This window comes from Parajatrophihabitans canadensis (assembly GCF_053764775.1).
Window position 1 is genome coordinate 2,337,140 of record NZ_CM132445.1, and the last position, 13,180, is coordinate 2,350,319.

Consider the following 13,180-nt stretch of genomic DNA (forward strand, 5'->3'; position numbering starts at 1 on the left):
TTCAGGGGCCACCTCACAGGTTCGTGAAACCAAGGCTGTCAGTTTCAGCAGGTAACGTTCCCGTGGTGTTGCGTCGAATAGTCCTGGTTGCCGTCCCCCTTCTTGCCATCGCATCGATGTTGGCTGGCTGTACGGCGGCACCCAGCCCGTCCATTTCTGCCGCTGGTTCTGCCTCTGCGCCCGTGTCAGCGTCAGCCTCGAGCCCGAGCGCAGGGGCGAGTTCGTCCTCAGCCGCACCTAAGCCGCCGCCCAAGCCCGTCGCGCCGACGAAGAAGGTGCACGTCTCACTGTTGGAGAACGACGGCGGCACCTATGGCGTAGGCATGCCGATCATCGCGTGGTTCGACCGCGCGCCTACCAACGCGAAGGCTTTTGCTGCGGCCACGACCGTCACCGTGAACGGGAGGCCGATCAGTGGTAGTTGGTACTTCGAGTCGACGGCGCATGCGGGTTCGGCCATGGAAGCTCACTACCGGCCGTCGACGTATTGGCCCGCCCACGCCAAGATTCAGATGAATCTGCCTGTCAACGGCCTCACTGCCGGACCGGGCCTGTCTTTCGACGACAGCCTCACCTTGTCGATCTCGACGGGTGCGGCCAACATCCTGACGGTTGACGCCAATACTTTGCAGATGACCGTAAAGACTGACAACAGGTTGTACGGCACGTTCGCGGTTTCGCTTGGTGCATCGAACACCCCGACCGCCCGTGGCACGAAGGTCATCATGGAAAAGGGCGCGGATATTTCGATGAGAGGTCCTGGCTACTACGACCCGCACGTTCAGTGGACCCAGCGACTGACTTACGGCGGCGAGTACCTGCATTCGGCTCCGTGGAACGTAGCCAATCTAGGCGTACGCAGTACTTCGAACGGCTGCACAAATCTCTCTCCGGCGGTTGCCAAGCAACTCTTCAACTTCCTCGAGATCGGTGACGTGGTGAGCTACCCCAACGCAAACGGGCCGGCGATGCAACTCGGCCAGGGGTACGGCGACTGGAACGTTCCGTGGACTACCTGGCTGACGGGTGGAGCCCTCAAGACGGCCTAGTCCCTCAAGACGGCCTAGTGGTATGCCGAGTGGCACTCGGCCCAACAATCGCGCAGTTCATCTCGGCGCGTAGGTGCCGACGACGTCGGCAACCTCGGCAGCGATTTCTTGCCCGCCCCTGGTGCTGAGAGGATGAGCAGGTGCTCCCCATCATCCTGACCATCGTCGTACTCCTGGTTCTCGCCGCGATTGTCGTTTTCGGCTTTGTCCTGCCTCGGTCTCGCAGGCGAAGCGCTGGCGGCTTACCCAGGGCCGAGCCGACCGCGCTACGGACGGGTGAGACCGGCATCGCTCGCCCGCCTGACGGCACGCAGGGCACTGTGGGCACGCTGCCGCCGACTGAGCCAACGAGTACTGACCTCGCCACGCCGCCCGACGGCCAAATTTCACAGATCGCAGACGAGGCGGTTCTGCCGGCCGAGCAACTCGACGTCCCGGAACCCACTGCTAGTCGCATGCGCCGGCTTCGAGCCAGGCTGGCGAGGTCACAGACAACGCTTGGCCGCGGGCTACTGTCCGTACTATCCCGGGACAAACTTGACGACGAGGCTTGGGACGAGATCGAAGAAGCACTCATAACGGCCGATGTCGGTCTCGCGTCGACGACGGAGATAGTCGCTCGGCTTCGTACCCGTACACAAATTCTCGGCACCCGAAGTCACACGGAGTTACGGGCGCTCCTCAGCGAGGAATTGATTACGGCGCTGCGTCCGGAGATGGACCGGACCCTCCACACCGTGTCCAGCGGTGAAGGCCCGGCGGTTGTCCTTGTTGTCGGGGTGAACGGAACCGGAAAGACAACGACGTGCGGCAAGCTTGCTCGAGTCCTCATCGCCGATGGTCGTACCGTGCTGCTCGGGGCCGCCGATACCTTTCGCGCTGCCGCAGCGGATCAACTTCAAACCTGGGGCTCTCGGGTAGGCGCGGAAACCATTCGTGGACCGGAAGGGGGCGACCCGGCCAGCGTCGCTTTCGAAGCGGTCAAGGCGGGCAAAGCCGCTGGAGTCGACACCGTGCTCATCGACACGGCTGGACGGTTGCACACCAAGGTCGGTCTGATGGATGAGCTCGGCAAGGTCAAGCGCGTCGTTGAGAGGCAGGGTCCGATAGATGAGACCCTGCTGGTTCTCGATGCAACGACCGGCCAGAATGGACTGACCCAGGCGCGAGTCTTCACTGAGGTCGCCGACGTCACCGGCGTGGTTTTGACGAAGCTCGACGGCACAGCCAAGGGCGGCATCGTAATCAGCGTGCAAGCCGAACTCGGCGTCCCAGTAAAGCTGATCGGACTCGGTGAGGGTGTGGACGACCTTGCACCTTTTGACCCCGAGCAGTTTGTCGACGCGCTTTTGGGCGACGCCGTTGGCTAGCCGTGGGCTGGCTAGATTCTGCTGACCCTGTCGAGAAAACCGAGTACCCGAGCCCACATGAGGTCAGCGTTCACAGGCTCGTACTCGTCTGGCAGCGACCGATCTGTGAACAGGTGCCCCCGACCGACGTAGTCGAATTGTTCGAGAGGTGCATCGGAGGCTTTGAGCCATTCCCGAACTTCAGCGATCGATGAGTCGCTACGAAACGGATCGTTGTACGTGTAGTGAATCTGCGCAGGTACGCGCCACGGCCAGGGCGTTGCATCCAGACCGAGCAGGCGGGGAGGGGCGGCGCCGGCGAGCATGAGAACACCCAGCGCCGATGGCCGCTGGCTGGCGACGAACTCGCTCATACCTCCGCCGTTGGAGAAGCCGGCATACACGATGGCTTCGCCTAGCCCAGCGACGGCGTCGAGTGCGCGCTGCGCGAGTACCTGATAGCCAATAGACTCGGCAAACGCGCTGGCCTCGTCGTAGTTGTCGAAGACCTCGCCTTCGTACTGGTCCACGACGTGCACGCGATGCCCAGCAGCGGAGATGACATCGGCGGCTTGGCTCACCCCGGCTCGTATTCCGAGAACGGAATGGAACAGAGCTATCTGGGTCATGCCGACGAAGCTAGTGCAAGACTCCGACAAGGCGACGGCTGATCTGGCAAGCTCGGAATTCTTGAATAGCTTGATAGCAGGACGCGGCTGGCAATCCCGGTCTGCGTTCTGAATCGCAACGACGCGAGGAGCTTGTACGTGAAGGCATTGTTCAAGTCCGGGCCCCATGCTGGGTTCGAGTTCGTTGATAGACCCGAGCCCGAAGCCGCCGACGACGAGGTGAAGATCCGAGTCCTACGAACTGGGCTCTGCGGAACGGATCTGCATATCGAGGCCTGGGACGAGTGGGCCCAGCATGAGGTCAAAACGCCATTGATACCCGGTCACGAATTCTTCGGCGAGGTGGCCGAAATCGGATCCGCGGTACGAGACGTGCGAGTCGGAGACCTGGTCTCGGGTGAAGGCCACATAGTTTGTGGAATCTGCCGCAATTGCCGCGCTGGACGGCGCCAGATGTGCATCAGGACCTCGAGCGTGGGTGTGCACCGCGATGGTGCCTTCGCCGAATACGTCGTACTGCCAGAAAGCAATGTCTGGGTGCATCCTTCCGACATCGATCCCGATCTCGCTGCGATCTTCGATCCCTTCGGCAACGCCGTACACACGGCGTTGAGCTTCCCCATGGCCGGTGAAGATGTACTGATCACCGGTGCCGGTCCGATAGGCCTCATGGCTGCCGCAGTAGCCAGACATATCGGAGCCAGGTTCGTGGTCATCACCGACATCAGCGAACCGCGGCTGACCCTGGCGCGCAGCCTCGGCGTTGATCTCGCTGTGAACGTCGAACAGACATCGATCGCGGCAGCGCAGGCCAGCCTCGGCATGCGCGAAGGATTCGACATAGGGCTCGAGATGTCAGGGCAGCCCACCGCGCTACCAGACATGATCGCGAACATGAATCACGGTGGTCGTATCGCAATGCTCGGCCTCCCGACGAAGCAGATCACTGTGAATTGGGCCCGAGTAGTCACACATATGCTGACGATCAAAGGCATCTACGGTCGAGAGATGTACGAGACCTGGTACGCCATGAGCGCGATGTTGCGGTCTGGACTAGACATTTCCCCTGTCATCACAGATCGGTTCGATGCGGCGGATTGGGCCAAGGGTTTCGCCACCGCGCGAGCCGGTGTCGGTGGCAAGGTCGTGCTCGACTGGAGCAAAGTTTGACGTGAGGCGAAATAGCATTTGTCACGCCTGGACAGGTCCTTGAGTATCCAAAAGGAGAAACTGCGATGTATGGCACCATGCGCGAGCAACTCATAGCTACGCTCGATGAGATCCGCGAGGCCGGTCTTTACAAGAGCGAGCGCCAGATCAGCTCGGCACAGTCGGCGCACATCACGGCTGGCGGCAAGAGAGTGCTAAATTTTTGCGCGAACAATTACCTGGGTTTGGCTGACCACCCCGACATCGAGGCAGCAGCGAAGAAGGCCATTGATGATTGGGGATTCGGGCTCGCGAGCGTGCGTTTCATCTGCGGTACCCAGACTCTGCACATCGAACTTGAGCGGGCAGTATCAGCCTTTCTCGGCACGGAAGCCACGATTCTTTACTCGTCTTGCTTCGATGCAAACGGAGGGGTTTTCGAGACGCTGTTCACAGCCGACGATGCAATCATCTCCGACGAGCTGAATCACGCCTCGATCATCGACGGCATCCGGCTCTCCAAGGCTCAGCGATATCGATACCGCAATCGCGACATGGCTGACCTGAAGGCTCAATTGGTGGCCTCGGCAGGCGCGCGACAGCGGGTGATCGTAACCGACGGCGTTTTCTCAATGGACGGTTATCTCGCTCCGCTACGGCAGATCTGCGATCTCGCGGCGGAGCACGACGCGTTGGTCATGGTGGACGACTCCCATGCGGTCGGTTTCATTGGAGAACACGGTCGGGGTACGCCCGAGCTGGCAGGGGTTTCCGATCAGGTCGATATCTACACGGGGACCTTCGGCAAGGCGCTTGGCGGCGCTTCCGGCGGGTACGTTAGCGGGCGGGCCGAGATCGTAGAGCTCTTGCGGCAGCGATCGCGTCCGTATCTATTCTCAAATACCGTGGCACCCGCCGTCGTTGCGGGCACTTTGGCTGCGCTCGACCTTGTCGAGCGCAGCGCCATGCCCAGGGCCACCTTGCGTCAGAACGCCGAGCTATTTCGAAATCGCATGACCTCAGCAGGATTCGAGCTTCTCGACGGCGAACATCCGATCGTTCCGGTCATGTTCGGTGATGCGGCCTTGGCCGCCCGAATCGCCGATGCGATGCTGGACCAAGGCGTTTACGTGATTGCCTTCAGCTACCCGGTCGTCCCACAGGGAAAGGCCCGGATCCGCGTGCAGCTTTCAGCAGCCCACTCGACCGAGGACGTAGAGACCTGCGTCGCGGCCTTTGTGACCGCACGTGATCAAACGCCGGGCGCCAAACCCATGTCCTGATAGATGCCGAGCGGATTGCCCCAGGGATCTGTCAAGTTCGCGAAGGTGACCAGTCCCGGCAGCCGCTTGATCCGACCCGGTTCGAAGCCTTTTGCCTCCAGGATCTTCACCGATGCCTCGATGTCATCGACCTTGAGCCTGAGCCTGAAGGACGATGGCGCGATTTCTTCCCGTCCCGTGGCCAGCTGTAGCCAGGCACCGGGGGAGATTTCCCATTCGTAAAAGTCCGGATCAGGGCCCATGTCGGGATCTCGTCCGATGAGCGCACAGTAGAAGGCAAGGGCCTGTTCACGGTCGCCGACGTGGATCGCGACAGTGAGGCCACGCACACTCATTTCAGTCATAAGGCGACCCTAATCCATCGACATCGCGGCCTCAGCCAGACCCATACCGGGTCAGTGAACGCAGCGCACGGCGAAGCGCGTCCGTGCCGTCAACGAGCGATCTGCGGACACCGGGATCCAGGTCCGAGCGAGCGAGCGTGACTTCGGCAAGTTCCAGGGTCTGCGCGCTGGCACTCGTCGTCGGGTAGCTCAGCAGCGTTACCCGAGCCAAGGACCAGCCACGTCGATGTGATGACGTAGCGGGCAGATCGGTAAAGTACCTGGCGACGTACTCGTGGGTCAGTTCGGTCTGGCTCGGCTCAAAGAACGCTTCGGCGGTCGCGTATAGCTCATAAGCCGGGGTCTCGCTGGGCTCGGTTAGTAGCCTCCACGCGATGCGCTTCGATTCTGCGTCCGGGCGCAGGGCGCGGGCGCGGGCAGCATGTCCGTAACCGGAGGTGCTTCGATCACGCTGCAGCTCCGCGCCGATCAGATCACCGTCGGCCGATCCAAGCGCAGCGAGGCGGGCCACGATGGCCCAACGTAGTTCGGCGTCGACCCTCAGCTGATCTGGCACATCATTGCCGGCAAGCCATGCTTCGAGCCGGGCGCTGTCGCGCGAACTGCGAATGAAGGCGCGGGCCGCGACCAACTGCGGGTCGCTGCCCGGCTTCGCCGCATCCAACAAGCTGGCGGCAAGCTCGGCGACGCGTCCCAGCCGAGCTGCGCGGTCCCCGACGGGCGCGAAGGTGCCGGCAAGGTGATGCGCGCTGAACTGGAGCAGATCGGCGATGACGATCGCTTCTGACTCAGTGCTTAGTGCGGCCAACACGATGTTCAACGCCTCAGCGGGATTGAGATCAGCGTCTCGGACGGAGTCACGGATGGCATTGAAGACGACCACGCGAGTCAAGGGATTCTCGATCTTCGCCAACACGCTGCGGACCGCAGGCCAGTTATTCTCGCCGAATCTGATCTTGGCCCAGGTCTCGTCGATCGAATCGGCCACCGCCAACGTCACCGGACGCCCCGTCTCCAGCCTCAGCGGTTCGGGCCCGTTCGCGACTATGGCCACCGGCTCGTTGAACACCACTGACCCTTGCGCGTCGAAGCCCGCCACATGTATCGCGTGCGGTCGCCTGCTGGCGTCCGGGGAGAATCGGGTCAGCGTGACCTGATCGCTCGCGGGCGCAGCAGAGATCGTGTCCAGGCCGCTGGTACGAAGCCATTGCGCCGACCAGTCGTCGAGACCTTGTGCACCTGCATCGGTCCATGCCGTCATGAGGTCACGGAACTCGGCGTTGGAGTAGGAATGCCGAGCGAAATAACTCCGTAGGCCACTGAAGAAGATCTCGTCGCCCAGAAACGCCGCAAGCTGCTTCAGAGCCGAGGCGCCCTTGGCGTAGGAGATACCGTCGAAGTCGGCGAGTGCCGAGGCTGCATCGGCAGATCCGTTGCCAGCCACCGGATGGGTAGAGGGCGCCTGGTCGGCGACGTACCCCCAGTCCTTGCGGCGGATTCCGAACTCCGTCCATGCCGCGTAGTCGGTAATTTCTGAACAGACCCGATGTGCCATGTACTCGGCGAACGACTCGTTCAGCCATAGATCGTCCCACCAACGCATCGTGACCAGATCGCCGAACCACATGTGTGCCATCTCGTGCACGATCGTGTTCGCTCTGACGCCACGTTCTGCCTCAGTCACGGCTGAGCGAAAAACGTATTGATCGCGCAGCGTTACACATCCCGGATTTTCCATGGCGCCTGCGTTGAAATCGGGGCAGAAGGCCTGGTGATATTCACCGAAGGGATAGCGAATCCCAAAAAGCTCGTGGTAACGATCGAATGCCCGGCGCGTGATCTCCAGCATCTCTGGAGCCTCGGCGTCGAGGCTCGCGGCCAATGACGCACGCGCGTGCAGACCCAGCTTGATGCCGTCGTGTTCGGCAGTAACCGAATGATAGGGCCCGGCAACCAAAGTGACGAAATAGGTGGACAGCGGGCGCGTAGTTGCCAAACTCCAGTGCCCCGGTTCGTGGCGGGTAGCCGCCCCGTTGCCGATCACGATCCAGTCAACCGGGCACCTGACCTCGATCTCGTAGGTCGCTTTCAGGTCGGGTTGGTCGAAGCTGGTAAACCAACGCGGCCCAGCGTCCAAGAATGACATTGCGTAGCAGTACGCGCGGGAATCAGCGGGATCCACGTGTCGATGCAGCCCTTCACCGTCCGCCGAGAAAGCCATCGTCGACACGATGGTCAATTCGTTCTCGGCACGGAGGTTCGTCAGTGGCAGTCGCCCTTCCGACAACCCGGACAGGTCCACATCTTCGCCGTTGAGTACAGCGGACTCGACCGCAACTGCCTTGCAGTCCACGAAGGTGGCTGCGCCGGCCGTGCTGGCCTTGAACCGGATCGTTGTGGTCGAGGCAAACTCGGGATCGTCCTCGGTCAGGAGGAGGGAGATCCGGTAACTGTCCACCCTCAGCAGATTGGCCCGTTCGATGGCTTCGGCGCGTGTGAGACTCGGCATTGTCACGACGTTACCCAACTACCTCAAGCGGCCGCTGCGAACAACAGATAACCCTCGAGCATCACGATGGCAGCCGCGGCGACCCAATGGCCCGCAGGGACGGCGGCAGCACTGCGTACCCGCTCGATCACGATCAGACCGACCTGAAGCGCCGCGATCCAACCGAAGGTTATCGGGATCAGCTCGGCGTATCGCAAGCTCGACGAATAGACCCAGAACAGAACGGCGAAGCAACACAGCCCGGCCGCAAGGAAGGCGACCGAACCGCTGTCCGCCCAGCGCCGTGCCAAGATCGCGCCCACCAAGTCAAGGCCTGCTAGCACCAACATGGCGGCAACCGCCAGCAGGGTTCTCGGCAGGACGTCCGTCATTTTCAGCAGCGGCCAGCCCGATGCCGTCGAGAGGTCGGTTACCGCCCGAGGCTCCATCAATACCTCCGCTAGAGCGAGCCTGCCGCGCGGGTAGCAACGGTTATGGCTCTGGCTATCGGCGGGAGGAGCCGTCCCGATCTATCGCTGATACGTCTGCGAGGTCACGGTGCGTCCGGATCCGGCGCGATGACTGTGCGCTATCCGGACATCTCCGACGTGACGGTTGTCGCACTCGTGATCGTTAATCTGCCGGAAACATCCGAGGTCGCATTGCCGAAACAGCAACCCGACAATCTCTGGCTACGTTTCGAGGCAACGCCGCCTTCGACAATCCCACCAACGAAGGAGACGCACGGGTGCAATCTGCCATCTTGTTAGCTGCGGACCCAGCCACGGCGACCTTGGATTCCGGCAACACTGCCTGGATCCTCGCGTCCGCGGCACTGGTCCTGCTCATGACACCAGGTTTGGCGTTCTTCTACAGCGGCATGGTCCGCGCGAAGAACGCGCTCAACATGCTCATGATGAACTTCATCTGTCTAGCCGTCGTAGGTGTGCTGTGGACCTTCTACGGATTCTCGTGGTCTTTCGGGGCCTCCCGCTGGGGCGGCTTAATCGGGTCGAGCGCCAACTTCTACGGCCTGGGCAACCCGGACACGCTTAGCAGCCTGTGGGGCTTCGGGCCGATCTACAAGATCGGTTCCACCTTGCCCGACGGCGTTGCCACGGCAGGCGCGGGCGTGCCGGTGTTGGTCTTCGCGATGTTCCAGCTGATGTTCGCGATGATTACTCCGGCCCTGATCTCTGGTGCTATCGCGGACCGGGTGAAGTTCTGGGGCTGGACTCTGTTCGTCGGTATCTGGGTCACCGTGGTGTACTTCCCGGTCGCGAACTGGGTATTCGGCACCGGCTGGATCTTGAACAAGCTCCGGGCGGAGGACTTCGCAGGCGGTACAGCAGTCCACATCAACGCCGGAGCCGCGGCGCTCGCCTTGGTATTTGTTCTCGGCAAGCGGGTCGGCTGGCGCAAGGATCCGATGAAGCCGCACAACGTGCCGTTCGTGCTGCTCGGCGCTTCGCTGCTGTGGTTCGGCTGGTTCGGGTTCAACGCCGGATCCGAGGGCGCGGCAGACAGCGTCGCTGGCCTCGCCTTCACGACTACGACAGTCGCAACCTGCGCGGCGACGCTGGGCTGGCTGCTCGTCGAGCAACTGCGTGATGGCAAGCCGACGACCGTCGGCGCAGCCTCGGGTGCCGTTGCCGGTCTCGTGGCAATCACGCCGGCATGTGCGTTTGTCTCGCCACTGGGCGGCATGGCGATCGGACTCATCGCAGGCATTCTCTGCGCGCTCGCGGTCGGCCTGAAGTTCCGGTTCGGATTCGATGATGCACTCGACGTCGTCGGCGTCCACCTCGTCGGTGGTCTCACCGGCACGATCCTGATCGGGTTCTTCGGCTTCGATCACGGCGCACTCGCGGGCGGAGTGGAATCGAAACGAGGACTGTTCTACGGCGGCGGCGGCAAGCTGCTCGAAGTGCAGATCGTCGCGGCTGCGAGTGTCCTTGCATACTCGTTCGTGGTTACCTTCATCATCGGCACGGTGCTCAAGGCGGTCGGTATCTTCCGAGTCTCTGAAGACGCCGAACTCACCGGCCTCGACGAGTCCGAGCACGCAGAGTCGGCATACTCGTTCTCGACGGTGCTCAGCGGAGGCCTCAGCCACCTCACGGGTAGCGCGTCTGAACCAAACGAGAACATTTCTTCGGAACTGACCGGTAAGGGAGTCTGACCGCCATGAAGTTGGTGACAGCGATCATCAAGCCGTTCAAGCTCGAAGAGGTCAAGGTTGCCCTGGAAAATCTGGGTATCCAGGGTCTTACCGTGAGCGAGGTGTCCGGCTTCGGCCGGCAGCGTGGCCACACAGAGGTTTACCGAGGCGCGGAATACACCGTCGACCTCGTCCCGAAGGTCAAGGTCGAAGTTCTGGTTGGCACCTTGGACGCAGGCAAGGTAGTTGACGCGGTCACCGAAGCCGCCCGCACCGGCAAGATCGGTGACGGCAAGGTGTGGGTTACCGATGTCGACGCGGTGGTTCGCGTCCGAACTGGCGAACGGGATGAAGACGCCCTCTGAGAATTCCATCAGGTCGGTTCGGGCCGAGATACTGGCCCGAACCGACCTGGTCGGTCCGGAACTGCGGACCGCTCTGAGCGCTATGTACGACAGTTGGCTTACCGGGCTGCTGCCCGATATCGCCGGCATAGCGCTGTTGGCCGTCGGAGGTTTGGGGCGCAGGGAGCCGACCCCCTTCGGCGATCTGGATCTTGTGCTGCTGCACACCGGAAAAGTTCCGGAAATCGGCCGGGTGGCCGACGACCTGTGGTATCCGGTCTGGGATGCCGGAGTGGGATTAGACCATTCGGTTCGAACCGTCGACGAGGCCGTGTCGGTGGCCAACGATGATCTCAAGGCCATGCTGGGCATGCTGGACGCCCGGCATATCGCGGGCGATCCCGCGCTGACAGGTTTGTTGCGGGAACAGGTGATTTCACGTTGGCGACGGACGGCACCGTCCAGGCTGACCGAACTTCAGGAGCTTGCTCGCAACAGGTGGTCGACGCGCGGAGATGCGTCCTTCCTGCTCGAGCCGGACCTCAAAGACTGCCGGGGCGGGCTGCGTGATTGGGTGGGACTGCGCGCACTCGCCTCGGCGCAACTGGTCGACCTGGCCCCTGCCGCCGTGCAGGCCAGCGGGACGTTGCTCGATGTTCGCGGCGAACTCCACCGGATCTCCGGGCGGGCTGCCGACGTGCTGCGAGGCCAAGATCGCAGCGCGGTCGCGGTAGCGCTCGGCGCCCTGAACGATATTGGCGAGCCAGATGGCGATGCCGTATTGCGATCGGTGAACGAGTCGGCCCGTGCATTGGCCTACGCCACGGACGCGGCCTGGCGCCGAGTGGCCGCCAGCAACGCGCCGTCCGGGCGATCGAGCGTGTTCAAGCTGCGTCTCGGCCGGTCTTCGGCTGGACCCGATGCTGCATTTCGGACACCGCTTGCCAAGGACGTCGTCTCCCAAGGTGGCGAGGTCGTGTTGGCGCGCGACGCCGACCCGTGGGCCGATCCCGTTCTCGTACTCAGGGTGGCCCGGGCAGCAGCTGAACACGACCTGCCGATCAGTAGCTATGCGCTCTCGCGACTTGCTACCGAGTCCTCTGCAATGCCCGAACCGTGGCCGGCAGAGGCGCGCGGTGAATTCATTGGCTTGCTTGGCGCGGGCCGTCGCGCAATCGGGGCGCTCGAAGCCCTGGATCAGCACGGGCTGATGAGCCGGCTCATGCCCGAATGGGAGATTGTCAGGTTCAAGGCTCAGCACAATCCGGTACACAAGTTCACCGTTGATCGGCACCTGATCGAAGCTGCGGTGCAAGCCAGTGCGTTGGCCTCGGAGGTGAGCCGGCCAGATCTCCTGCTAGCGGGCGCGTTCCTGCACGATATCGGCAAGGGTCATCCCGGTGATCACTCCGTGGTCGGCGCGCAGCTGGCAGAAACCATCACCCGCCGTATGGGTTTCAGTCCGCGTGACGCCGAACTCATCACGGCCCAAGTGCGACATCACCTGCTGTTGCCCGACACCGCAACGCGCCGCGACATCGACGATCCTTCTACCGTTCAGCTTGTCATTTCCATCTTGAAAGGCTCGACCGAGCTGCTCGACCTTCTTCATTACCTGGCGATCGCCGACGCCGCGGCAACCGGACCGGCAGCCTGGAGTGACTGGAAGGCGGCGCTGATACGACAGCTCGTCAACCGAACCCGAGCCGTCATCGGCGGCGAGGCCCTGCCGGAACCGGAGCCGCTCTCGCCTGGGTTGGCGGCCCTCGCAGCGTCGGGTGAAACGAGAGTGGTGATCGAAGGATCAGACGTCATCGTGGTCGCTCCCGATGCGCCTGGTTTGCTCTCCAGAACGTCCGGACTGTTGGCGTTGCACTCGCTCGACGTTCAGGCAGCGGACGTCCGCACGGTCGGCGCGCATGCCGTCAGCCGGTTCACCGTCTCGCCGAGATTCGGACAATTCCCTGAGGCTGAAGTCCTCAACGCAGACCTGCTTCGTATTCTCGGTGGCACTCTGGGCCTCGATGACCGGTTGCGCGCGAAAGAGGCGGCCTATGAGAACCATGATGGCCTCGACGGGGATAAGCCCACACCCCGGTTCTTGTGGTTCGACGACGAGGCGACCGATGCAACCGTGCTCGAAGTGCGGACGCGCGACGGCATCGGACTCTTGCACTGGGTAACCGCGGCGCTCGAGGAAGCCGGACTTGACATCCGCTCGGCCAGAATTTCTTCGCTTGGTTCGTACGTGGTTGACGCGTTCTACGTGACCGACTCCGACGGCAAACCGCTCAACGAATCCAGGCAGGCTGACGTTACTTCGACGGTTGCTCTGGCTCTGGCGCACTGAACCCTGCCCGCCCAACATGGGGTTACCCCAACGT

General features: G+C 62.4%; 11 protein-coding genes. 7 read left to right on the top strand and 4 right to left on the bottom strand.

Features of this window, described 5'->3' with window-relative positions; genetic code table 11:
- Window positions 1–65: 65 nt before the first annotated feature.
- Both ACSMXN_RS11400 and ftsY read left to right on the top strand, forming a co-directional pair.
- The gene (locus tag ACSMXN_RS11400; RefSeq protein ID WP_155958294.1) at window positions 66–1,049 is read left to right on the top strand and encodes a L,D-transpeptidase; all 984 of its coding nucleotides are present in this window, start codon (window positions 66–68) and stop codon (window positions 1,047–1,049) included.
- 155 nt (window positions 1,050–1,204) lie between these two features.
- On the top strand, window positions 1,205–2,419 hold the full coding sequence (gene ftsY / locus ACSMXN_RS11405; protein WP_196811215.1) for a signal recognition particle-docking protein FtsY: 1,215 nt from the start codon (window positions 1,205–1,207) through the stop codon (window positions 2,417–2,419).
- An 11-nt stretch (window positions 2,420–2,430) separates the two neighbouring features.
- Here ftsY and ACSMXN_RS11410 read toward each other — a convergent pair whose 3' ends face one another.
- The gene (locus ACSMXN_RS11410) at window positions 2,431–3,027 is read right to left on the bottom strand and encodes a dienelactone hydrolase family protein (protein WP_022912366.1); all 597 of its coding nucleotides are present in this window, start codon (window positions 3,025–3,027) and stop codon (window positions 2,431–2,433) included.
- A 138-nt stretch (window positions 3,028–3,165) separates the two neighbouring features.
- On the opposite strand from ACSMXN_RS11410, the gene tdh reads away from it, so the two are divergent.
- Both tdh and ACSMXN_RS11420 read left to right on the top strand, forming a co-directional pair.
- The gene (gene tdh / locus ACSMXN_RS11415) at window positions 3,166–4,197 is read left to right on the top strand and encodes an L-threonine 3-dehydrogenase (protein WP_022912367.1); all 1,032 of its coding nucleotides are present in this window, start codon (window positions 3,166–3,168) and stop codon (window positions 4,195–4,197) included.
- 65 nt (window positions 4,198–4,262) lie between these two features.
- On the top strand, window positions 4,263–5,459 hold the full coding sequence (locus tag ACSMXN_RS11420; RefSeq protein ID WP_022912368.1) for a glycine C-acetyltransferase: 1,197 nt from the start codon (window positions 4,263–4,265) through the stop codon (window positions 5,457–5,459).
- Here ACSMXN_RS11420 and ACSMXN_RS11425 read toward each other — a convergent pair.
- From ACSMXN_RS11425 to ACSMXN_RS11435, 3 genes are read right to left on the bottom strand one after another with little or no spacing between them, the layout of a single operon-like run.
- The gene (locus ACSMXN_RS11425) at window positions 5,429–5,803 is read right to left on the bottom strand and encodes a VOC family protein (RefSeq protein WP_155958295.1); all 375 of its coding nucleotides are present in this window, start codon (window positions 5,801–5,803) and stop codon (window positions 5,429–5,431) included. The genes ACSMXN_RS11420 and ACSMXN_RS11425 overlap by 31 nt on opposite strands.
- Before the next feature lie 31 nt (window positions 5,804–5,834).
- The gene (gene pepN / locus ACSMXN_RS11430; protein ID WP_022912370.1) at window positions 5,835–8,312 is read right to left on the bottom strand and encodes an aminopeptidase N; all 2,478 of its coding nucleotides are present in this window, start codon (window positions 8,310–8,312) and stop codon (window positions 5,835–5,837) included.
- A 23-nt stretch (window positions 8,313–8,335) separates the two neighbouring features.
- Window positions 8,336–8,740 (bottom strand): hypothetical protein, encoded by a 405-nt coding sequence (locus ACSMXN_RS11435; protein ID WP_022912371.1) that lies wholly within the window; start codon window positions 8,738–8,740, stop codon window positions 8,336–8,338.
- A gap of 299 nt (window positions 8,741–9,039) precedes the next feature.
- Here ACSMXN_RS11435 and ACSMXN_RS11440 point away from each other — a divergent pair, with 299 nt between their 5' ends.
- From ACSMXN_RS11440 to ACSMXN_RS11450, 3 genes are read left to right on the top strand one after another with little or no spacing between them, the layout of a single operon-like run.
- On the top strand, window positions 9,040–10,473 hold the full coding sequence (locus ACSMXN_RS11440; protein ID WP_022912372.1) for an ammonium transporter: 1,434 nt from the start codon (window positions 9,040–9,042) through the stop codon (window positions 10,471–10,473).
- Window positions 10,474–10,478: 5 nt separating this feature from the next.
- Window positions 10,479–10,817 (top strand): P-II family nitrogen regulator, encoded by a 339-nt coding sequence (locus tag ACSMXN_RS11445; protein WP_022912373.1) that lies wholly within the window; start codon window positions 10,479–10,481, stop codon window positions 10,815–10,817.
- The gene (locus tag ACSMXN_RS11450) at window positions 10,762–13,146 is read left to right on the top strand and encodes a [protein-PII] uridylyltransferase (protein WP_196811197.1); all 2,385 of its coding nucleotides are present in this window, start codon (window positions 10,762–10,764) and stop codon (window positions 13,144–13,146) included. Before ACSMXN_RS11445 ends, ACSMXN_RS11450 begins: the two co-directional genes overlap by 56 nt.
- Window positions 13,147–13,180 lie beyond the last annotated feature (34 nt).